This is a genomic window from Haloarchaeobius litoreus (assembly GCF_024495425.1).
Lineage (GTDB): Archaea > Halobacteriota > Halobacteria > Halobacteriales > Natrialbaceae > Haloarchaeobius > Haloarchaeobius litoreus.
In genome coordinates this window covers 964,318-985,451 of record NZ_JANHJR010000003.1, presented here as the reverse complement: position 1 = coordinate 985,451, position 21,134 = coordinate 964,318, and the positions used below count along the sequence as shown (strand labels likewise).

Annotated in this window: 17 protein-coding genes; 9 read left to right on the top strand and 8 right to left on the bottom strand. The window is 69.5% G+C overall.

Annotation, left to right across the window (positions count from 1 at the left end):
* Nucleotides 1–492: 492 nt before the first annotated feature.
* A complete protein-coding gene (gene lipA / locus NOW55_RS17345; protein WP_256401367.1) occupies nt 493–1,437 on the bottom strand; it encodes a lipoyl synthase in 945 nt (314 codons plus the stop codon).
* A gap of 150 nt (nt 1,438–1,587) precedes the next feature.
* On the opposite strand from lipA, the gene NOW55_RS17340 reads away from it, so the two are divergent.
* The 3 genes from NOW55_RS17340 (at nt 1,588) to NOW55_RS17330 (ending at nt 6,427) form a co-directional block, all read left to right on the top strand.
* Nucleotides 1,588–3,015, top strand: a complete 1,428-nt coding sequence (locus tag NOW55_RS17340; RefSeq protein ID WP_256401366.1) for an MATE family efflux transporter — start codon at nt 1,588–1,590, stop codon at nt 3,013–3,015.
* 493 nt (nt 3,016–3,508) lie between these two features.
* The gene (locus NOW55_RS17335; RefSeq protein ID WP_256401365.1) at nt 3,509–5,854 is read left to right on the top strand and encodes a DEAD/DEAH box helicase; all 2,346 of its coding nucleotides are present in this window, start codon (nt 3,509–3,511) and stop codon (nt 5,852–5,854) included.
* A gap of 75 nt (nt 5,855–5,929) precedes the next feature.
* Entirely contained in the window at nt 5,930–6,427 is a 498-nt protein-coding gene (locus NOW55_RS17330) for an RNA-binding protein (RefSeq protein ID WP_256401364.1), read from the top strand.
* A gap of 2 nt (nt 6,428–6,429) precedes the next feature.
* Here NOW55_RS17330 and NOW55_RS17325 read toward each other — a convergent pair whose 3' ends face one another.
* Nucleotides 6,430–7,083, bottom strand: coding sequence for an HAD family hydrolase (locus NOW55_RS17325; RefSeq protein ID WP_256401363.1), 654 nt, complete (start codon nt 7,081–7,083; stop codon nt 6,430–6,432).
* A 158-nt stretch (nt 7,084–7,241) separates the two neighbouring features.
* Between NOW55_RS17325 and NOW55_RS17320 the strand changes: the two genes are divergently transcribed.
* The 3 genes from NOW55_RS17320 to endA all read left to right on the top strand — a co-directional run bounded on the left by NOW55_RS17320 (nt 7,242) and on the right by endA (nt 9,613).
* Entirely contained in the window at nt 7,242–7,691 is a 450-nt protein-coding gene (locus NOW55_RS17320; protein ID WP_256401362.1) for an RDD family protein, read from the top strand.
* Between the two features lie 47 nt (nt 7,692–7,738).
* Entirely contained in the window at nt 7,739–8,494 is a 756-nt protein-coding gene (locus NOW55_RS17315; RefSeq protein ID WP_256401361.1) for a topoisomerase DNA-binding C4 zinc finger domain-containing protein, read from the top strand.
* Nucleotides 8,495–8,569: 75 nt separating this feature from the next.
* The gene (gene endA, locus NOW55_RS17310) at nt 8,570–9,613 is read left to right on the top strand and encodes a tRNA-intron lyase (RefSeq protein WP_256401360.1); all 1,044 of its coding nucleotides are present in this window, start codon (nt 8,570–8,572) and stop codon (nt 9,611–9,613) included.
* A gap of 1 nt (nt 9,614) precedes the next feature.
* On the opposite strand, the gene NOW55_RS17305 is transcribed toward endA, so the two are convergent.
* The 3 genes from NOW55_RS17305 to NOW55_RS17295 all read right to left on the bottom strand — a co-directional run bounded on the left by NOW55_RS17305 (nt 9,615) and on the right by NOW55_RS17295 (nt 13,290).
* Entirely contained in the window at nt 9,615–10,985 is a 1,371-nt protein-coding gene (locus NOW55_RS17305; RefSeq protein WP_256401359.1) for an MFS transporter, read from the bottom strand.
* A 96-nt stretch (nt 10,986–11,081) separates the two neighbouring features.
* Nucleotides 11,082–11,996 carry an ArsR/SmtB family transcription factor gene (locus NOW55_RS17300; protein ID WP_256401358.1) on the bottom strand — a complete coding sequence of 305 codons (915 nt, stop codon included), beginning with the start codon at nt 11,994–11,996 and terminating at the stop codon, nt 11,082–11,084.
* A gap of 70 nt (nt 11,997–12,066) precedes the next feature.
* Nucleotides 12,067–13,290 (bottom strand): tryptophan--tRNA ligase, encoded by a 1,224-nt coding sequence (locus NOW55_RS17295; RefSeq protein ID WP_256401357.1) that lies wholly within the window; start codon nt 13,288–13,290, stop codon nt 12,067–12,069.
* A 245-nt stretch (nt 13,291–13,535) separates the two neighbouring features.
* Here NOW55_RS17295 and NOW55_RS17290 point away from each other — a divergent pair, with 245 nt between their 5' ends.
* A complete protein-coding gene (locus NOW55_RS17290) occupies nt 13,536–15,923 on the top strand; it encodes a DUF7282 domain-containing protein (RefSeq protein ID WP_256401356.1) in 2,388 nt (795 codons plus the stop codon).
* A 66-nt stretch (nt 15,924–15,989) separates the two neighbouring features.
* Nucleotides 15,990–17,468 carry a DUF7282 domain-containing protein gene (locus tag NOW55_RS17285; protein ID WP_256401355.1) on the top strand — a complete coding sequence of 493 codons (1,479 nt, stop codon included), beginning with the start codon at nt 15,990–15,992 and terminating at the stop codon, nt 17,466–17,468.
* On the opposite strand, the gene rio1 is transcribed toward NOW55_RS17285, so the two are convergent.
* Both rio1 and eif1A read right to left on the bottom strand, forming a co-directional pair.
* Complete coding sequence (gene rio1 / locus NOW55_RS17280) at nt 17,469–18,353, bottom strand: serine/threonine-protein kinase Rio1 (RefSeq protein ID WP_256401354.1); 885 nt, start codon at nt 18,351–18,353, stop codon at nt 17,469–17,471. It abuts the gene before it with no gap.
* Between the two features lie 59 nt (nt 18,354–18,412).
* Nucleotides 18,413–18,700, bottom strand: a complete 288-nt coding sequence (gene eif1A / locus NOW55_RS17275) for a translation initiation factor eIF-1A (RefSeq protein ID WP_256401353.1) — start codon at nt 18,698–18,700, stop codon at nt 18,413–18,415.
* A 189-nt stretch (nt 18,701–18,889) separates the two neighbouring features.
* Between eif1A and NOW55_RS17270 the strand changes: the two genes are divergently transcribed.
* The gene (locus NOW55_RS17270) at nt 18,890–19,129 is read left to right on the top strand and encodes a DUF7470 family protein (RefSeq protein ID WP_256401352.1); all 240 of its coding nucleotides are present in this window, start codon (nt 18,890–18,892) and stop codon (nt 19,127–19,129) included.
* Here the strand turns inward: NOW55_RS17270 and NOW55_RS17265 are convergent.
* Entirely contained in the window at nt 19,126–21,108 is a 1,983-nt protein-coding gene (locus NOW55_RS17265; RefSeq protein ID WP_256401351.1) for a DUF460 domain-containing protein, read from the bottom strand. The two genes, NOW55_RS17270 and NOW55_RS17265, sit on opposite strands and share 4 nt — an antisense overlap.
* Nucleotides 21,109–21,134 lie beyond the last annotated feature (26 nt).

Below are 21,134 nucleotides of genomic sequence, written 5' to 3'. Positions count from 1 at the left end.
TGTATCGAATGTCTCCCGCTCGCGTTATATGGTTTTCGTAAAAACGTTACTATCAACCCTATTCTTGCCATACAGTCGCACAGATTTGCGATTTTCGCCCGGAAGCTGAACACATCTCCACTTTCGTTCCGCAATAGCCGGGTGTCCTAGGTTCCTCACGGTCTTCTATCCTCAATTCTGGACGAATGGGCGGGAGTTTATTTCGCCGTGTGCGTGTGTCTCTATCCCGATGGTGTGGTGTGTTCACGTGGGGCGTCTCCGGTCTGGCTTCCAGGTTTCGTTCCGGGGTCGTGTGCGACGCCGAAGACGAGGGAGTTCGTGCAATCGGGCGCTGTTTGTACGCGAAACACGATGTCAGAGCCCGACGCAACCCGTCAGAGCCCGACGCAACCGAGAAACCGGACCCGTACCGCAGGCCCCGGACCTCCTCGACCGGTTCCTCACGGCTCGTCCACTCGTCGTTCGTCAGCCCTCACGCGATGGCCCGGACGACTAGTCCGAGGCGACGCTCCGTGCCGCCTCCCTCGCCTCCTCGACGCTCTTCCCGTCGCGCAGCACGGCGTCGACGAACAGCTCGCCGGCCTTGTACGACGAGCGGACCATCGGGCCGGAGGCGCAGTAGAGGAACTCGAACTCCTGTTCCGCCACGTCGCGCCAGGTGTCGAACTCGTCGGGGTGGACGTACCGCTCCACGTCGAGGTGGGTCAGCGACGGCTGGAGGTACTGGCCGAGCGTGACGATGTCGAGGTCGATCTCGGCGAGATCCGAGAGCGTCTGCCAGATCTCGTGGTGGTACTCGCCGACGCCGAGCATCAGGCTCGTCTTCGTGTAGATGTCGGACTCCCGGGACACCTGTTCGAGCACCGCGAGCGACTGCTCGTAGCCGGCACGGCGGTCCCGCACCGGCCACTGGAGGCGCTCGACGGTCTCGACGTTGTGCGCGATGACGTCGGGTTCGGCGTCGATTATCTTCCGGACGAGGTCGGATTCGCCCTGGAAGTCCGGGATGAGGACCTCCACCAGAATCCCGGGGTGGCGCTCCTTGATCTCGCGGATGGTCTCGGCGAAGTGGCCCGCGCCCTGGTCGGGGAGGTCGTCCCGGTCGACCGACGTGAGGACGACGTAGTCCAGCCCGATCTCGGCGATGGCCTCGGCGACGTTCGTCGGCTCGTCGGGGTCGAGCGGCTCCATCCCGCCGGTCTCGACGTCGCAGAAGTTACAGCCGCGCGAACAGCGGTGGCCCATCAGCATGAACGTCGCCGTGCCGCCGTCGCTGCTCCCGTTGCGGCCGCTCCAGCACTCACCGAGGTTCGGGCAGTTCGCCTCCTCGCAGACGGTGTTGAGGTCGTGCTCGCGCAACGTCTGCTTGATGTCGGTGAACTCCCGGCCCGCCGGCGGTTGCATCTTCAGCCAGTCGGGCTTCCGCGAACGGCTCATACCGAGAACTGCGGTCCGGGAGGGGAAAAAGCGTCGGGGTTCCGGACACGCCCCCCGACCGCGTCGGGGGACCATGAGTATTCAACACCGACCATCGGTGATGGTCGACAGAGTTTTGTGCCAGTCGCGTACCAGTGCACTAACGAGCAGATGTTCGACGTGTCACCGGACGACATACGGACGGGCTCCATACCGAAGGTGCTCGTGGCACTCGCGGCACCGCTGGTGGTCCAGAACCTCGTCCAGGTCGTCCAGCAGGTGGTCGACGCCTTCTGGCTCGGCCGTATCGGCGAAGCCGAGCTCGGAGCGGTCGGGCTCGTGACGCCGCTGACATCCGTCCTCGTCGCGCTGGCCGTCGTCGGTCCGATGGTCGGCTCGCACGTCGTCGTCTCCCAGCGCGTCGGCGCGGACGAGGAGGAGTCGGCCCGTCGCGCCGCGTTCAACGGCGTCGTCCTCACGTTCCTGTTCGGCTCCGCGGCCGCGCTGCTGGCCTTCTTCTTCGCAGACGAACTCGTCTACGCTATCGCGGCCGTCAACCCCGACGCACCCGCCGTCGAACCCGCCATCACGTACTTCGCGGCCTACGCACCCGTCTTCCTGTTCATGGGCCTCTCGGACTCGCTGGAGGCCGGCTTCCTCGGCTGGGGCGACACCCGCGCGACGCTGTACGTCAACGTCACCGCCGTCGCCGTCAACGTCGTCCTCGATCCGGTCCTCATCTTCGGCTACGGCGTTCCCGGCTTCGACGGGCTGGCGGTCACCGGGGCCGCGCTCGCGACCGCCGCGGGCTACGCCGCGAGCTTCTGCCTCGTGCTCGCGTTCGCCCTCGGTGTCCGTGACTCCTTCCGACTCACCCGCGACGACGCCACCGTCTCCGTGTCGGACTGCCGCGAACTCCTCGACGTGGGCTGGCCCACCACCGGCCAGCGCGTCGCACAGGACGCCGTCCGCATCGTCGTCGTCGTCCTCGTGTTCGTCGCCGGCGGCACCGCCGGCCTCGCCGCCTACGTCATCGGCGCACGGATCGCCAGCGTGGCGTTCATCCCCGCCAGCGGCCTCCAGCAGGCCGCCCAGTCGATGATCGGGCAGAACCTCGGCGCGGGCCACACCGAGCGCGCCCGCTCGACCACCTGGACCGGCGTCGTCATCGCGGTCGTCATGCTCACCCTCGCCGGGGTCGTCCAGTGGCTCGTCCCCGGTGCCCTCGCGACCGTCTTCGTCCCCGACATCGCGCCGCAGGCGCTCGCGTACACGGTCGACTACCTTCAGATCCTCGCCCTCGGCTACTGGGCCATCGGCGCGGGCTACCTGCTCCGGGGCGGGTTCAACGCCGCCCGGCGGACCAAGACCAGCATGGTCGCCTCCCTCCTGCAGTACTGGGGCGTCCGCCTCCCCATCGCCGCCGTCGGCGTCTACCTGCTCGACGGCGGCGTCCAGTCCATCTTCTGGGCCGTCACGCTCTCGAACGTCGCCGTCGCGCTCGGGTTGGCGGCGTACTACTGGTACGAGACCAGCGACGGGATGCTGGAGCGCGCCGCGGCGAAGGCGTCCGACGCCGCCGCCGAATCCGCCGGGTGAACGCCGTCGTTCCGTGTCAGTTCGCACCACCCGACCAATCAGCCGGCCGGCGCGCGCTGGCGAGCGTGTCGAGCGAAGCGAGGTCTCCGCGAACGCAGTGAGCGGAGGGCAGCGAGACGACGGAGGAGTCTCGCCAGGCCGCGAGCCATTCCGCGCGAGGGATGAGCACCGCAGCGGAGCGAGGAGCGCAAGAGGCTGGGGAGGCGTGAGGTGCGGTCGCAGTTGGGCAGGACTGAAAGGGGCGAGGTTCTCGGTGAACCCCGACGAAGCAAGGACCGGAACGGAGTGAGGACCGCAGCGAGTCGCGGGAGCCGAGAACCTCGGGGCTTTCTGGCTGTTGTCGTCTCCAGTTTTTCCCACGACTGACGGGACGCTCCAGCTGTCTCCACGACCATCACAGCCACCACAAAGAGACACGATAACACGCACCAGTATCACTTTCGCTCCGCTACGGAAACGCCTTTGAACACACGGCTCTCGGACACACACGAGAATGGAGGTCGCCGAGGTCGTCCCCGATTTTGCAGACGCCTTCGCCTTCGACGAGTTCAACAGGATGCAGCAGGAGGCACTGCCCGCGCTGCTGGACTCGGAGGCGAACGTCGTCGCCAGCGCGCCGACCGCGAGCGGGAAGACGGCGCTCGCCGAGCTCGCCATCTGCAAGACGCTGGACGCCGGCGGCACCGCGCTGTTCATCGCGCCGCTGCGCGCGCTGACGAACGAGAAGGAGGCGGACTGGGACCGGTTCGAGGAGCTGGGCTACTCGGTGTACGTCGTCACGGGCGAGCGGGACCTGAACCCCCGAAGAGCCCGCCACGCGGACATCCTCGTGATGACGCCGGAGAAGCTGGATTCGGCGACGCGCAAGCACGACACGGCGCGGTACGACTTCATCACGGACGTGGACGTCTGCATCATCGACGAGGTGCACCTGCTGGATTCGGACCGGCGCGGCGCGACCCTGGAGGTGACGGTGTCGCGGCTCCGGCGGCTCTGTGACCCCCGGGTCGTGGCGCTGTCGGCGACGATGCCGAACGTCGACGACGTGGCGGCGTGGCTGGACGCGCCGCCGGAGGCGACGTTCGAGTTCGGCGACGAGTACCGACCCGTAGATTTGAACGCGGGCGTGAAGACGTACACCCACGGCGAGAACTCCTTCGCGGACAAGTACCGCCGGCTCTACCGGGCCCTCGACCTCGCGGAGCCGCACCTGAACGAGGACGGACAGGCGCTCGTGTTCGTCTCCTCGCGTCAGGACACCGTGCAGGCGGCGAAGAAGGCCCGCGACGAGGTCGCTGAACGTGACGTGGACATGGGCGCACGAGGCGACTACGACTTCCACACGGAGACCCAGCAGCTGGACAACGACACGCTGCGCAACTCCTGCATCGACGGGGTGGCGTTCCACCACGCGGGCCTCTCGAAGAACGACAAGGACCTCGTCGAGGAGTGGTTCAAGCGGGGGAAACTGGAGCTGCTGTTCTCGACGTCGACGCTGGCGTGGGGCGTGAACCTGCCCGCGCGCTGCGTCGTCATTCGGGACACGAAGCTGCACGACCCCCTCGAAGGGGAGGTGGACATGAGCCCGCTCGACGTGCTCCAGATGCTCGGGCGCGCGGGGCGACCGGGCTACGACGACGTGGGCTACGGCTGGGTGGTCTGCGACGGGTCGGACGCCGGGAAGTACCGCCGGCTGCTCCGCGAGGGCAAGGAGATCGAGAGCCGACTCGCCGAGAACCTCGACGCGCACCTCAACGCCGAGATCGCCATGGGGACGGTGCAGGATCTGGACGACGTGATGAGCTGGCTGGAGACGACGTTCTACTTCCAGCGCGCCCGGTCGAATCCGGAGGCGTACGGCTTCGAGGACCGCCGCGAGCGCGTCCGGACGGTGCTCGAATCCCTCGTCGAGCGGGGGTTCGTCGAGACCGGCGCGGACCTCGGCATCGAGGCGACGGGACTCGGCGTGCTCGCCTCGAAGTTCTACCTCCGACTCGACACCGCGGAGCGGTTCTACGACCTCGCGACGAGCGAGGGAATCGACGAGAAGGCGGTCCTCGGCGCGGTCGCGACGGCCGCCGAGTTCGACAGCGTGAGCGCGCGCCAGTCCGAGAAGGAGGCCGTCGACGACGTGCTCGTGGGACAGGACACGGGCGACATGGACGCCGGCGCGCGGAAGGTGCTCGCCATCCTCGTCGGCTCGATGAACGGGACGACGCCGGCGGACCTCCGCTCGGACGCCTGGGTCATCAAGCAGAACACGCTGCGGCTGCTCGCCGCGCTGCAGGCGTTCCTCGACCGGTTCGCCGACCCCCACGCCGCGAACTGCGCACGCCGCGCCGAGGCCCGCGTCGAGAACGGCGTCGCTCCGGACGCGGTCGGCCTGACCGCCATCGACGGCGTCGGCGCGGGACGCGCTTCGAAGCTCGCGAAGGAGGGCTACCGCACACCCGGCGACGTGGCCGACGCGGGGCCCGACGCGCTGGAGGACGCCGGACTCTCGGCTGGCGTCGCCGAGCAGGTCCACGAGGGCGCGTCGGGCCTCCCGAACGTCGCGGTCGAGTGGGGCGACTTCCCCGACACGGTGGCCCGCGGCGAGAACGAGATGTGTGAGGTGACGGTCCGGAACAGCGGGGACGGTGCGAACGCGGGAATCCAGGTGACCGTCAACGGCGTCGAGATGACTGCCACCGGGACGTACCTCGACGGCGAGGCGACGGTCCCGGTGGGCGTCTTCGGCGCGACCGACGACGTGCTCTCCTACGAGGTGTCCGTCGCGTTCCCCGACCTCCCGCTGGTGCCGGTGACGGCGACGCGGACCGTACAGGTCGAGGACTGACGCGGCCCCACGGTCATCCCTGCCCGGGTGATCGCCACCAAAACCGTTAGTGAGCGCGGCCGGAAACAGGGTGGTATGGAGTCGGACGGCCGCGTCGACGTGCTCCGGTATCCCGACAGCGTCGATGAGCCGCGCGTCCGCGCCGTCACCGCCGGCGAGGGCCGGTCGGTCGTGCACGAGGCGGCCGCCGAGTACCGCCGGAAGCGCCGGAAGGACCGCTTCCCCCTCTGGATATCGTTCCCGCTGGTCGCCGGCGCGATGACGATCGGCCCGACCGGCCAGCTCGACCTGCCGCTGTGGACCCCGGTCGCTGCTGCCTTCGCGGCGCTGTCGCTGCTGTGGTGGCTGTTCACCGCCGTCGACGCGCGCCGGGGCGACCCGGTTCCCGAACTCGTCGCCACGGACTGCACGGTCGCGGTGGCGCGGAACCGGTTCGGTGCGACCGTCGTGGAGGAGCCGGTACCGCCCGACGACGGCGGGGCGGCCGAACCGACGTGGACCGGCGAGACCGCGGCGGCCGACGACACGCCAGCAGTCGGCGACGCGACGGCGGTCGAGGAGCGCGAGACGTGACCTCAGTTTCGGCCGAGCAGCTCGTCGACAGTCGCGAGCAGTCCCGCTGGCGAGTCGACGACGTGGTCGGCCCCGGAGTGGTCGAGGCTGTCGTCCGCGCCGGAGACGTAGCCGATGCATGTGCAGCCGGCCGCGACGGCCGACGCGATGCCGTGCTCGGAGTCCTCGACGGCGACGCAGCGTTCGGGCGCAGCGCCGACGACCCCGGCTGCGTGTTCGTAGATGTCGGGCTCGGGTTTACCGGGGGCGTCGATGTCCTCGGCGCTGACGCGAGCGTCGAACGCGAGGTCGAAGCGCTCACAGACCATCGCGATCCAGTCCTGCGGCGAGGAGGAGACGACAGCGACCGGGACGTCCTCGCGCGCGGCCGGTAGCCAGTCCGCAAAGCCCGGCAACAGGGCCGCGTGCTCGGTGTATATGTCGGCGGCCGTCTCGTCGAAGCGGTCGACCCAGGCCTCCTTGCTGACGGCCACGTCGTAGTGTTCGGCGAGGTAGTCGTGTATCTCGCGGTAGTTCATCCCGGTTATCTCGCTGGGTGCGACGGTCGCGTCGGGGACCGCCCACGGGAGGATGTCGCGCTCCTCGCGCTCGACCCAGTAGTGCTCGGAGTCGACGAGCACGCCGTCCATGTCGAACAGGACCGCCTCGTGGTGCATACGTTCGCTCGGACCGCGAGCCGTATCGGTCCGTCGGTCCCCGCCACGGGTCGGCTGGGGCGACGGCGGTCTCCGACGGCTGGCACCGTTCGCGTCTGTTTTGTTGCCAACGTCTTTGGGCCGATAATTTTTATACCCGGTAGGCAGGAAGGGTCCGTATGGCAACCCAACACAGTCACGCGCGGAGAGCCGGAAACACGGACACGCTGGGGGCGCGAATCGTCGCATACTTCATCGACAGCATCATCGCCAGCGTCATCGGTGGGGGGCTGGCGCTCGTCGGCCTCTTCGCCGGCGGCATCATCGGCTCGGTGTCGGAGGGGCTCGGTGCGCTCGTCATGTTCCTCTTCTTCGCTCTCGCGTTCGTCGGCGCGGCCGGCTACAAGATCTACTTCGAGGCGAACGGCGGCCAGCCCTTCGGCAAGCAGATGATGGACATCAGGGTCGTCATGGACGACGGCCGCGAGTGCACGTGGGGTGCCTCCATCATCCGGAACCTGCTGCTGGGCTTCGAGGGCGGCCTCATCGCCGTCATCGTCATCCTCGTCACCGACGACAGCCAGCGCATCGGCGACCTCCTCGGCAGCACCGTCGTCGTCAAGGCGTAGGCACCCCCGTCTCAGGGTTCAAGTACCGGAACGCGACCAGAGGGGGTATGTCCGATACCCTCCGCCTCTTCGTCGGCGACTGTACGGCAACGTTCGAGAACGGCGACCGCACCGAGCACCGCGGTCAGGTCGCCGTCGTCGTCAAACCGGACGACACCGTCCTCGTCCACGACGCCGACGGCTACCAGCCGGTCGCGTGGCTCACCCGCGCCGACGCGGTGGCAGTCACCACCAGCGACGGCCTCGACCTGACCGCCCACGACGGGGACCGGACGCTCCGTGTCCGCTCGCACGCGCTCCACCTCGCCGGCTCGTACCCCGTCTCCGACGCCGGCGAACCGGTCGGGCACTGCCCCGACTGCGACGGCGTCCTCGTGCGGACGACCCGTGCCATAACGTGCGTCGGCTGCGACCGTCGCTACGGCATCCCCACCGACGCGACCTGCCACGGCGGGCGCTGTGACTGCGGACTCCCCCGGATCCGGGTCGAGCGCGGCACGCCCATCGACTGCTGCATCGACTACACCTGCGAGTCGCTGTACGAGGCCGTCATCGACCGGTTCGACCGCGCGTGGGCCTGCCCGGACTGCGGCGACGACCTCCGGGTGTTCCGCAAGGGCGGCCTGCTCGTCGGCTGCGACGACTACCCCGACTGCGATGCGACCTACAGCTTCCCATCGGGGAGCGTCGTCGGCGATTGCGACTGCGGCCTCCCCGTGTTCGAGACGGGCGGCGGCCGGCGGTGTCTGGACGCCGCCTGCGGAGGAGACGCCGAGCGGGCCAGCCCGACGCCGGGGACGTGAGACGGAGCGCCGGCCAGTCCTCCCGTGCCGGCCCGGACCGTCACCGCTTTGCGGCGCGGGACCGCAAAATCCCCCATGAACGGACACATCGACGGTGACGTCGTTCGCGTGGGGGGCGACGCCCGTCAGCGGTTCCACGACTCGCGGGGGTACGGCTACCCCACCGGGGGGAACGGCATCGCCCTCGCACACGTCGAGGCCGCACACCTGCTCTACCGGGGTGACCTCGACGCGGTCGACGGGATGGACTTCCGCGCGTTCGTCCGCGACGCGACCGGCAACAGGTTCCTCCCGCAGTTCCTCGTCTACGCCGACCTCCGGGAGCGCGGGTTCTACGTCTCGCCCGCCCGCGAGGAGTGGCTCCAGCAGGTCACCGCCCCGGAGTCGGATCTTGTCGTCTACCCGCGAGGGAAGGGGCCGGGCGACGGCGAGGTCGCCTACCGCGTCCGCGTCGTCGGCGAACGGCAGACCATCGCCGCGGCCGCGCTCGGGGACTGCGTGCTCGCCGTCGTCGACGAGGAGAGCGAGATCACGTACTTCGAGACGGCCAGTCCCGACCCGGCCGGAGCGGCCGACATCGAGCTCCCGACGGGCGTGGACGCCGACCTGCTCGCGGACCGCGTGGTCTGCTGGGGGCCGCCGGCGGCGCTGTACGAGTCGGGGTTCTACGGCACGCCGCTTGCGGGGCGGGACGCCGACCACGACGCGCTCCAGCTCTCGCTCGTCGAGGCGGCGTATCTCGCCGAACGTGGGGCCATCGCGCTCGACGCGGCGACGGTCCGCGAACGCGGCCAGACCGTCGAGGGTGACCGGTTCGGGCGACGGCTCCGGACGTACGGAGCTCTCCGCGAGCGGAACGTCGTCCCCAAGACCGGGTTCAAGTTCGGTGCGGACTTCCGGACCTACGCCGAGTTCGAGGACATCGACGAGTTCGGCCACTCGGAACTGCTCGTGCGCGTGCTCCCGGCGGGACACGTGTTCTCGCCGCGCGACCTCTCGCTCGACGTGCGACTCGCCAACGGCGTCCGCAAGCAGATGGTGTTCGCGGTGGTCGACGAGACGGGGGGACGCGACGGCGAGGGGATCACGTGGCTCCGTGTCGGCCGGCTGACGCCCTGACTCAGGCCGCGAGCGTCTCGATGTCGCCGACCGGTGCGAGCCCGCGGAGACGCGCGTCCGAGAGCCAGTAGACGCCGAGTCCGAGGATGGAGATGCCGGCGGCGCCGAACAGCACCAGCGGGCCGACGACCGCGGTGAGCGTGCCGCCGACGAGCGCGCCGACCGGCATCGCCGCCGACGCCGCACTCCCGAGGACGCTCGACACCCGGCCGACGAGCCGCTCGGGGACGATGGACTGGACGACCGCCGACAGCAGCACGTTCGAGACGCCGACGGGGATGAACGCGGCCGTGAACAGCACGGCGGTCGCGGCCAGCGAGCCGGTCGTCGAGGCGGCCAGCCCCGCGAACCAGAGCACGCCGCTCAGGACGAACGCGAACGCCGACAGCATGCCGAACGGCCGGTCATCCAGGCGGGACGAGACGAGCGCGCCGAGCAGCGAGCCGACCGAGATGGCGGCCATCAGGGCACCGTACGCGCCGGAGCCGCCCATGGTGTCGGCGAACGCCGGCATCGCGGCCATGACCGTCCCGCCGGCAGCGAAGTTGACCACGGTCGCCCCGGCGATGATGGGGACGAGGACGGTGCCACGGACGTAGCCGACGCCCTCGCGGAGGGCGGCGAGGTAGCCGGATTCGCTGTCGTCGGGAGCGTCCGTGTCGTCGGGGGCATCCGTGTCGGCGGGGGTATCCGTGTCCCCAGCGCCACCGTCGGTAGCGACGGGTGTCGCCTCGGCGGCACCCGGGGAGCCGTCGCCCTCGACAGGCCGTGCGTCCGTGTCACCGTCGTCGTCCGCGCCCGCCGCCGGGACGGTGACGAACGCGAACAGGGTCGCCGCGACGGCGAAGGTGACGGCGTCGACGGCGAACAGCGCGACCGCGCCGACGAGCGCGACGAGGACCCCACCGAGTGCGTTCGCCACCGTGTCGGTCGCCTGGTAGGCGAGCGAGAAGAGCGAGTTCGCGCTCACGAGCTCCTCGTCCTCGACGATGCGGGGGAGCGCGGCCGTCTGGGCCGGGTAGACCAGCTGGTTCAACAGCGCGAGCAGCGGCATCACGGTGAGCACGACCCACACCGAGAGGGAGCCGAAGTGCGCGGCGACGGGGAGTGCCGCGATGACGACGCACTGGACGAGCTGTGTGCCGACGAGCAGCCGCCGGATGTTCCAGCGGTCCACCAGTGGACCGGCGAACGCCTGGAGCGCGCTCGGCCCGAGCACGAGAAAGCCGGCGATGCCGGAGTAGGTCGCGTTCCCCGTGAGGTCGTACACCAGCCACATCGCCGCGACGAAGTAGAGGCTGTCGCCGACGTTCGTGACGACGCGACCCGCGAACAGTCGCGCGAAGTCGGGATTGCGGAAGAGTGCTCGCATGGGAGAACACACGACCGAACCCCGGATAAACGTAATCAGAATTACACTTCTGTAAGGCCCAGAACAGATGACTTCTTCGGTTGTGGAGTTGATATGTCAGCCGGTCGTGGCCGCATCGGTGGCCGACCCGTCGACGCCACCAGCAACCACGTCGGCCCCTTCGTCGACGGTGAGCGAGAGCGTGTCGTCGCCCAGTGTGACGGTCACTGTGACCCGCATCGGGTCCTCGGAGACGACCTCGGGTGCGACCGTCAGCCAGGGAAGCTGCCACGAGGGCAGCAGCGCCACATCGAGCCCGTGGTCGTGGTAGAACGCGACGACGGCCGGGTCGCGCGCCACCGCCTCGGGGACCGTCGCGAGCACCACCTCGCCACAGCGCTGGCACTCGTACTCGACGTGGACGTCCGCGGCCTCCGCGAACTTCGCGGCCCGTGAGCCGTCGTCGACGGCGGGCGCGACCCGCGCCTCGGTCGGACCCTGACAGGCCATGCAGAACCCGCCAGCGACGCCAGCGACCAGCGTGCGGAGCCACCGGTCGAACAGCACCGGCGCGTCGGCGCGGGGGCGGCCCTCGAACACGCCCGGCGGCACGTTCGCCGACGCGACCGCGTAGTCGCAGTCGAGACACGCGATGGTGGCCCGTTCGTCCTCGTAGGTGAGCGCCACGTCGCCGCCACAGTCGGCACAGGGGTCGCCGGTCGAGACGGGCTCGTCGAAACCGCCGGCCTCGTACTGGCCCGCGAGCACCGCCGCGACGACCATCCCGCCGGCCGCCCGCAGCGTGTATCCCTCGTCGGTCTTGCGCACGAAGCGGTCGCAGAGCTTCCTCAGGTGGTAGTTGAACTGCCCCGAGTCGCGGGTGCCGACCCGCTCGCGGAGCTCGGAGAACGGGAGCGGGCCCTCCCGCGCCGCCGCCCACAGCTCGCGCAGGATGGCCACCCGCGTCTCGTTGCCCAGCGTCGCGAAGGCCTCGCCGGGCCCCGTCCAGTCCGCGTCGTCCCGGTCGGTCATGTCGGACCTGACGCGCCGGGAGGGTATCGCGTTATCGCCGGCTGGCGGCGCGACCGCCCGGCCGTCAGCCCTACCCGCGCAGCCCGACTGCCTGCCGGGCGCGCTCGCGCTCCGCGTCGGTCAGCCGGTAGGGGTCGAGTTCGGAGTCGAGCTCTCCCAGTGCCGCCCGACGACGCTGGTGTGCGCTCAGGAACTCGCCGATGCGGTCCGACGCGAGCTCCTTCAGCTCGCCGCTGAGCAGCTCGCCCTCCCGGTAGGACTCCTCGATCCGGGCCAGCTCGTCGTCGTCGCGCTCGAAGAAGAAGCGGAGGTACTGGAACGGCACGTCGACGCTCGGGTCGCCGCCGTGCTCGCGGTGTTCGGCGACGCTCGCACGGCCGCCGGTGAACGCGTGTTCGCGGATGACGTCGCGGACGTCGTCGGGCTCGTCGGTGAGGTCGATGGCCGGCACGTCGTCGCTGGCGGACATCTTCCCGGGGCCGTCGAGCGTCGGGAGGAACCGCCCGAGCAGCGCGCCCGGCTTCGAGACGGGGAAGCGCTCCTTCGCGGCCACGTCACGACACACCCGGACGTGCGGGTCCTGGTCGACCGCGACCGGCACCAGCGTCGGGTGCTCGCCGTGGACGAGCTGGGGCAACAGCAGGTGGGCCGCCTGGACCGCCGGGTAGAACGAGAGCCCGACGTTGTCGGGTTCGCCGTACGTCGCGTCGACCGTCGACTGCGTGAGGTGCCGGGCGAGCGCGCTCGCGACCGGGTACATCACGTCCGCGTCCTCCGTGTCGACCACGATGGTCGTCTTCTCGGGGTCGAAGCCGACCGCGAGCAGGTCGCGCAGGTTCTCGTCGCGGTACTCCGAGATCTCCTCGTAGGTGAGGTCCTTCGCGTAGTACTTCTCGTCGTCCGAGAGCGGGATGAGCACCTCCGCCCCGGTCGCGTCCTGCAGTTCCTTCGCGAGGTAGAACACGAGCGCGTGGCCGAGGTGCATCGGGCCAGAGGGCCCGACGCCGGTGACGATGGAGTGCGTCTCGCCCGCCTCGGCGGCGTCCAGATACCGGTCCACGCTCCGGCCGGCGTAGTAGATGCGTCGCCGGAGCATCGGGTGGTCGGGGAACCGTCCCACCTGCTCGTCGGTGAGCCGGTCCGCCCCGAACCGTTCGAGCAGCCGGTCGTAGTCGACCGTCCCCGACACGTCGTACGGAGTGACGGTGAAGTGGTCCTCGTCGTCGCTGGCCGCGTTGTCGTCGGCCGGTGTGTTCGAATCGTGCTGTCCTGTCGTGGTGTCGTCTGTCGTCATCTGTGGATGGTGAAACCGCTGGCTGGCGAGCGATGCGCGAGAGAACGAGTGAGCACCGCGCCGCCGGCGACCCGGTTACGCCGCGTCGACGCCGAGCGCGATACTGTCCGCTCCCGAGGACTCGTGCCAGCGCCAGGCGGGAGCGGACTGCATACCCATACGTAGTCGGGCATCGGGTTTCATCGTTTCGGAGTCTGGCGGGTGCTGCACGAGACTTATGCCCACCGAGCGAGCAGTCGTGTGATATGTCACACCCTCCGCAGTTCGTGGTGGTCATCACCGCGCTTGTCGTCGCGGCGGCCATCCTCCCGGCCGTCGGCGTGGGTGCGCCGACGGGTGGGAACGATGGCCCGGTCGACGCGGCGGCACCGACTGTGCCGACGGTCGAGTCTCCCACCGAAAACGACACGGCGGTCAGCCTCTGGGCCGGGCCACCGGGACTCACCGGGAGCGTGGACGACGCCGACGACCTGCCGGACCACATCGGGAACCTGTCCCGCCAGTCGAACGTCGTTCCGCCCAACGGGTCGTTCGTCGTCCGGGTCCGGCTCCCGGGACTCGACGAGCAGGTCCGGAACGCCACCGGCACGAACCGCACCGAACGGTTCCTCTCCGTTGCGGACGGCCCCGCTCTGAACCTCAGGCTCTGGGCCTGGCAGGACGGGGCGATGGAGACACGGTTCGCCGCGCTGTCCCCCGCGAACGCGACGGTCGTCCGTGGTGACTCCCCGGACACGTACCACCTCGTCACCGAACCGCGCGACCTCCCGGCGGTTCCGGCCACCGACGACACCGAGTTGCAGTACGTCGGCGACGGGACCGGCGGGCCGCTTTCGTTCGCCCCCTCGCCCACCGAACTGGAGCAGGGACCCCACGAACCCGGCACCGGCCGGCTCTACTTCACGGCCGACCTCGAACGCCAGGATGGCCCGCCCGAGCACGCCCGCCTCACCCGAACACCGCCCACACTGACCGTCGCCCCACGAGCGCCCGGCATCGCACTCGTCGACAGGACGGGCGCGACGGTCCACGGGACGACCTCGCTCCCGCCCGGCACCAGCGTCGACGTGCGCGTCGAGACCGCCGACGGCGAGGCTGTCGCAACGACGACCGCGACGGTCCGAGCGAACAGCTCGGGGCCGGACATCTGGCCGGGGAGACCGAACGGCTGGTCCACCACCATCGACGCCACCGAACTCCCCGACGATGCCGACCTCTCCGTCGTCGCGAGTGCGGACTGGGGCGAGACACAGGTGACCGAGCGCGTCGACACCGCGGTCGTGCCGAACGAGTCGCTCGCCGAGCCGCGACTCCGACTCCAGCGAGTGTCCAACGACACCGACCCGACAAACCTCCCGGACTACGTCGGTCTCCACGGCCCGAGCACGCCGACGGTGCTGCTCAGCGACGACCCCGTCGTCACCGTCCAGTCGGCGGTCATCGCCGCCGCGGTCGAGGATGCACCCGGCGACAACCTGACCGAGCGGTTCGGTGCAGCCTGGGCCGAGGATATGAGACTCCTCGTTGGCTACGACTACCGACCCGGCCACGCACCGCCGTCGGTGTTCGACCTCGCCGACACGGCGAACGTCACGGTCGTCACTGGCGACGCACCGGCGACGTACCACGTCGTCCCGGACCGCTCGGCGGCCGACATCTTCCGTGGGGAACCCAACGCCGACACCAGACGGGGAGGACCGCCGTACGCCACCATCGGTTCGACGTACCTCGCCGGGTTCAACCTGTTCGACGAGTTCGCACCGCAGCCGACCGAGTTGTCGCCGAACAGGACGGCCGAAATAGCCACCCCCGATGCAACCATCACGGACGACAGCGTCGGGTCGACGCTTCTGTTCCGGCCGTCCACGAACCTGACCGTCACCGGCGAGACGACCCTCCCGCTCTCGGTGCCGCTCACCGTCGAACTGATCGAGGTGAACTCGTCGACTGTGCTCGCACGGGAGCGGACGACCCCGACTCGCTCCAGCGGACCACGGTGGCGGCCCGACTCAAACTTCGCCGCGACCTTCGAGTACGACGCCGAGCAGGGGGTCGACTACGTCGTCCGGGTCGTCCGTAACGGGACGGTCATGTCCAGCCGCGTTCCACTCGAGGTCGTCCCCCGCGAGGCGTCGCTCACGTTCGACGACCAGACGAGCCAGTGGGGGGCGACGCTGAACGGGACGAACCTCACACACGGCGGCTTCGTCGTCCTCCGGAACGGCAGCATCGACGGCGAGCTGCTGGCCAGCCCGGAGTACGTCTACCCCAGGGACACCCGTGCCATCGTGCAGTTCGACGAGGCACTCGCGAACCGCACGACCGTCGTCGCGGTCGCCTACCGCGATGTCGATGCCAACGCGACGCTCGACGCTACCGACGAACCGTATCTGGAGGACGGCGAGCCCGTGACCGCGACGGCGGTCATCCAACCGCCGGATGAGACGGCGACGACCACGCCGAGGTCCGTCGTCGACACGCCGGCGACGACGAGCCCCGAGCCGACGCCGACCCTCGGGATGGCCGACCCGAACGGGACCGACGACGATGGTTCGGTTCCCGGGTTCGGCATCAGCGGGACGCTCGCGGCGCTCCTCGCTCTCTGTGCCCTCGTCGTGCTCAGGCACCGGTGAGACGGTCGACCCGTCGCTTTCGGTTTCAGGACAAGAGATTTGTACCGCGGCAGTTCATGCCAACTCATGCCACAGTCCCCGCGAACCGTGACAGTGGTGACGCTGCTCGTCGTCACGGCGACGCTCCTCCCCGTCGTCGGCGTCGCCACGGTCGGTCACGGTGACACCGCCGAACTGAATAGTCCGACAGACACCCTCCCCCGGAACGACACGACCGTCCGGCTCCACCGCGTCCCGAACGGCACCAGTCCGACGAGTCTCCCCGACCACGTCGGGCTCGACGAACCGAGCGACCCCGTCTTCTTCCCGGGTGACCGGCTGGTCGTCACGGTGCAGTCGCAGGCCCTCGCGAGGAACGTCTCGAACGCCTCCGGCGCGAGCCTCACCGAACGGTTCGCCGCCACGCAGACGAACGGGTCGCGGCTCTGGGTGACCCAGACCAATCCGACGCCGCAGCAGGAACCGAAGGTCGTCGACCTCTCGGACGCGGCGAACCTGACGGTCGTCGCTGGCGACCGGCCGGCGACGTACCACGTCGTCGTCGACACGTGGGCGGTCGAGACGGTCTACGGTGACCCAGCGGATGCCGAACTGCACGCCGCGGAGCTCCGCCCGGAGGAGGAGTTCTACGCCGGGTTCGACGAGTTCCCCGACGGGGAGCCGCCGATGAACCGGACGATATCGGTCGGGACGGCCGACATCGACGTACCGGGCGGCTACAGGTCGGAGGTGTACCGGCTCCAGCCGGAGGCGAACGCGACCGTCAGCGGGGACGCCGTACTCCCACCGTCGACGCCGGTGACGGTCGAGCTGGTGAACGCGACGACCGGCCGCGTCGTCGCCAGCGACCGGGCGACCGTCGAGCGGACCGACGGCGGCGACAGCACCGAGTTCCGGTTCACCGCCGGCCTGAACCTCACCGGCGAGTACGGCGACGGGTACGAGCTACACGTCCGCTCCAACGGGACCGGCATCGGCGACGCGGTTCCCGCCGCGGTCCACCCGCGCGAGGCGTCGCTCTCGTTCCGCAACGACACCGCACGGTGGGGGACGACCGTCGAGAACGCGACGCTCACCTGGGGCGGCTTCGTCGTGCTCCGAGAGGTCGGTGACCCCGCCGTCTTCCTGGGAGCCTCGTCGTACGTGTACCCGGGAACCGAGCCCGAACAGGTCGGCGTGCAGTTCGACGACGCCATCGACGAGCCGACGACCGTCGTCGCCGTCGCCTACCGCGACGTGGACCGCGACGGGGAGTTCGACCAGGCAGACGAACCCTACCTGCACAACGGCGAGCCCGTGACCGCGATGGCCGTCGTCGAACCGCCCGAGGAGACCGCGACACCGACGGCGACACCCACATCGTCGGCAACACCGACCCCGCGAGACGTGGGGACGACAGCTACCACGGACACCGCCACGACGCCGACCCTCGGGATGTCCGACCCCGACGACACCGACGACGACGGGTCGATCCCCGGATTCGGCGTGTCAGGAACGCTCGCTGCGCTGCTCGCACTCGGCGCACTCGGCGTCCGTCGCCGATGATCAGAACCGCTCGTCGTCCTCGACGACGAACTCGTAGAGCTCCTCGCCGGTCACGTCGATGCCCTGGCGGGAGAAGAAGGCGGCCACGTTCCGGCAGTCGCGTTCGAGGAACTCCTCGGCGTTCGGGTGGTGGACCGTCACCGCCTGCCCGAGGTCGATGATCACCAGCTCGCCGTCGTGGATGACCATGTTGTACTCGGAGAGGTCGCCGTGGACCAGCCCGGCGGTGTGGAGCCGGCGCATGTACTCGCGGACGACCTCGTATGCGGTCCGGGGGTTCTCGACGTTCACCTCGGCGAGGCGCTTCGCCCGGCCCTCCTCCGCGCCGATGTACTCCATGACGAGGACGTTCCGCTCGACGGCGAGCGGATAGGGAACGCGGACGCCGGCACGGCGGGCGCGCTGGAGGTTCGCGTACTCCTTGCGCACCCACGCGATGACGACCTGGGACTTCTTCCCACCGATGCCCTCGAATCGGGGGTCGCCGACGAGGTAGTCGCGCATGTCGCGGAAGTCCGAGGCGTTGATGCGGTACACCTTGATGGCGACCTCGGGGGCCTCCGCACCGAGCACGTCGGCCGCGCCGTCGCCGCCGAGGGCGGAGTAGACGTTGGCCTCCTTCCCGGTCGAGATGGGGCCGCCCAGCGCGTCGACCCAGCCGTCCTGTACGAGCTTGTAGAGGGCGGCGTAGGTCGCGTCGTCGAACACCGACGCCTCGACCTTCAGCGACTCGTTGTCCTTGATGCGCTTTCTGAACTGGTCGAACTTCCGGTCGCGCTTGCGGGCGATGCGGTCGGCCTCGGTGTCGGACACGTCGATGGCCTCCCACTCGTCGCCCGGCTCGTCGACCGCCTCCGGTTCCACCAGTCCGTACTCGTCGCTCATCTACGGCAGGATAACGTGACGGACGCGTAAAAGGGTGGGTATCCCGGTTACGAGACGGCTCAGATGTGCCCCTCGTCGCGGAGCTGGTCGGCGTCCTGTTTCTCGTAGCGCCACGTGATGTCGGCCTTCTCGTCCTGCCAGTCCCACGGTTCGACGAGCACCACGTCGTCCTCCCGGATCCAGACCCGTTTCTGCATCTTGCCCGGAATCCGGGCCGTGCGCTCGACGCCGTCGGCACAGCGGACACGGACCCGGTTCGCACCGAGCATGTTCGTCACCGTCGCGAACACCTCGTCGTCCTCCGGCATCCGCAGGTTTCGTCGGCCACCGTCGTCGTTGTCACTCATGTGTCCCCGTATGGATGCCACTACTTTTAATTCTTGTAGGATGCGTTTCGGCCCGGCTGCTGACGGTGTCGGCCTCCCTCGTCCACGGGACCGGTGGGTCGCGGCGGACAGTTCCGCACCGAGACGCGTATCTGCCAGTTCGAAGGACAAACCACCACGTTCATTCGGCTCGGCGGTGGACTGCGTGACATGGCTGCCGACATGAGTCCGGGCGGAGGCTCGTCCGGTCCGGCGAAGTACGCGAAGATGCTCGGGATCTCCGGCGCTATCGGGTTCCTGTTCGTCCTCGCAGGTATCGGGATGATCGGCTACTTCGGCTCGCTCGAACTCGCCGCCGGCTTCGCGCTCGTCATCGCGGGGCTCGGACTGCTCCTGAAGGCGCTCGTGAGCAACGCGCTCGGGATGCTCGGGATGGGCGGGATGTTCTAGAAGGCGTTGCTCCCGGCCTCGTCGGCGCGGTGCTCGCTGATGAGCCGGTCGACCATCTCCGACTTCCGGTCCTTCTTGCGCTCTTCCGCGCGCTCCTCCCAGTCCTCGATGACCGACTCCACGTCGTCCTCGCGGGCGACGGCGAGCTCGTCGACCTCCTGCATCGCCACGTCGTCCGCGGGGCCGACGGGAATCCCGTGCTCGAACAGCACCTCGTCGGCGACGTCGGAGAGCCCGCCCTCCTTGAGGACGACGCGGGGTTCGTGTTTGACGAGCTTCTCGGCGGTCGACCGGCCCGCGCCGGAGGCGTCGCGCAGGTAGACCACGTCGTCGGGGGCGAGCCCGTAGCGGTCATGGGCGTCCTCTATGGCACCCTTCGTGAACTTCGCGACCGGCTTGACCGGGACGAGGCCCCGTTTCTTCTCCTCGACGTCGGCGAAGTTCGAGTGGTCGAGCTTCCAGAGCTCCTTCAGGCGGTCGAGCTTGCCCTCCAGCGCCTCGATGGTCTCCTCGCGGTCCGCGACGTCGCGTTCGAGCGCGTTGTTCCGACGTTCGAGTCGGGTGACGGTGCGGCGCTCTCTGGCCTCGCGGCGCTCCTCGCGGCGGGCATCGGAGAGCTCCGATTCGAGCTCGTCGATGCGCTCGTCCTTCTCCGAGACGGTGTCCTGTAGCTCGTCGACGTGGGACTGGAGTCGCTCGACCTGGCGTTCGAGGTCGCGGATGCGCTTCTCCTCTGCGGTGAGCTCGCGCGGGTCGTGCTCGTGTTCCTCCTCGTCCTCTTCGTCCTCCTCGATGAGGTCCGAGACGACGGCCTCGACGCCGCCCTCCCCCGCGAGCACGCGCGAGATGACGACGCCCCGGTCGAGCGCGGGTGGGGTCTTCCGGGCGATGCGCTCGAACTGGTCCTCGTGGTCGTCGAAGGCGAACAGCGCGGCGGCGAGTGCGTCGCGCTCGTGGTCGTTGTCGTAGCCGGTCTCGCGGGTCCGGTGCTGCTTCTCGTCGATCGGGAGGTCCGAGGTGGGAATCCAGGGGGCGGCGTCGAAGCTCCGGCGGACCTTCTCGACGGTCTCGGGCATCGGCTCCACGTCGGCGGCGACGATGACGGGCCGCCCGCGCTCGATGACCCACTCGATGACGGCGGCGGTGTCGGCTGTTCGCGTCGAGAGCACGTCGTGGACCTGCCCGTCGAGGGAGACGACGGCGACCGCCGTGGTCGTGCCGGGGTCCATCCCGACGATGACGTGGTCGCGGCGCTTCGCCAGCGGTTCGAACTCGATGCCGTCGCGGCGCTCCCGCTCGATCTCGATTCGCGTGTCGCCCGAGCGGCCGCGGGAGACGGGGATGTCGGCTGGGTGGGCGTCGACGGTGAAGACGGCGTTGGCGTAGCCGCCGTACTTCTCGGTCACGTCGCGCTCGAAGTCGAGCCCGGCGTCGTCCAGCTTCGAGGCGACCTCCCGCGAGCGGGTCTTGACGTTGCCGTGGATGCGCCGGGTGTAGCGGTCCTGGCTCCAGCCGCCGCTGCCGGTCGAGCGGCCACGGGACACCTTCACCGTCGTCGTGTCGGTGAAGGCGCTGACCTCGTAGCCGACGTTCGCGGCGGCGAGGCGCGCGGCGGCCTCGGCCTCCTTCATGGGGTCCTTCCCGTAGGGGACGCCGTGGCGGGAGGCGACGCGCGAGAGGGGTTCGGGCTGTTCGTCGCCCGTCACCTGCACGAGCCGTGTCTCGTCCGGCAGGCTACCGAGGAAGTGGACGAGGGCGTCCTTGTCCTCGGCGAGTTCGTACATGTTGTCGGTGGCGACGATGGCTGGCTCCTCGTCGTCGATGCGTCGGCGCAGCTTCCGGTAGGTGACGACATCGCGCTCGACGGACTCGCCGTCGAAGGCGACGAGCGCGTACGACGGGGCGTCCCCCCGGACGTCCCCGCTCTGGATGTCCACGCCGAACACAACCGCGTCGAGGGCCGTGGTACGGGCGCTCACAGGCGGGGGTTGGGGAGGTATCTGTA

Coding starts and splice junctions, on each gene's coding strand:
- lipA (WP_256401367.1), bottom strand. CDS start 1,437: ATGAGCCGTTCGCGGAAGCCCGACTGGCTGAAGATGCAACCGCCGGCG.
- NOW55_RS17340 (WP_256401366.1), top strand. CDS start 1,588: ATGTTCGACGTGTCACCGGACGACATACGGACGGGCTCCATACCGAAG.
- NOW55_RS17335 (WP_256401365.1), top strand. CDS start 3,509: ATGGAGGTCGCCGAGGTCGTCCCCGATTTTGCAGACGCCTTCGCCTTC.
- NOW55_RS17330 (WP_256401364.1), top strand. CDS start 5,930: ATGGAGTCGGACGGCCGCGTCGACGTGCTCCGGTATCCCGACAGCGTC.
- NOW55_RS17325 (WP_256401363.1), bottom strand. CDS start 7,083: ATGCACCACGAGGCGGTCCTGTTCGACATGGACGGCGTGCTCGTCGAC.
- NOW55_RS17320 (WP_256401362.1), top strand. CDS start 7,242: ATGGCAACCCAACACAGTCACGCGCGGAGAGCCGGAAACACGGACACG.
- NOW55_RS17315 (WP_256401361.1), top strand. CDS start 7,739: ATGTCCGATACCCTCCGCCTCTTCGTCGGCGACTGTACGGCAACGTTC.
- endA (WP_256401360.1), top strand. CDS start 8,570: ATGAACGGACACATCGACGGTGACGTCGTTCGCGTGGGGGGCGACGCC.
- NOW55_RS17305 (WP_256401359.1), bottom strand. CDS start 10,985: ATGCGAGCACTCTTCCGCAATCCCGACTTCGCGCGACTGTTCGCGGGT.
- NOW55_RS17300 (WP_256401358.1), bottom strand. CDS start 11,996: ATGACCGACCGGGACGACGCGGACTGGACGGGGCCCGGCGAGGCCTTC.
- NOW55_RS17295 (WP_256401357.1), bottom strand. CDS start 13,290: ATGACGACAGACGACACCACGACAGGACAGCACGATTCGAACACACCG.
- NOW55_RS17290 (WP_256401356.1), top strand. CDS start 13,536: ATGTCACACCCTCCGCAGTTCGTGGTGGTCATCACCGCGCTTGTCGTC.
- NOW55_RS17285 (WP_256401355.1), top strand. CDS start 15,990: ATGCCACAGTCCCCGCGAACCGTGACAGTGGTGACGCTGCTCGTCGTC.
- rio1 (WP_256401354.1), bottom strand. CDS start 18,353: ATGAGCGACGAGTACGGACTGGTGGAACCGGAGGCGGTCGACGAGCCG.
- eif1A (WP_256401353.1), bottom strand. CDS start 18,700: ATGAGTGACAACGACGACGGTGGCCGACGAAACCTGCGGATGCCGGAG.
- NOW55_RS17270 (WP_256401352.1), top strand. CDS start 18,890: ATGGCTGCCGACATGAGTCCGGGCGGAGGCTCGTCCGGTCCGGCGAAG.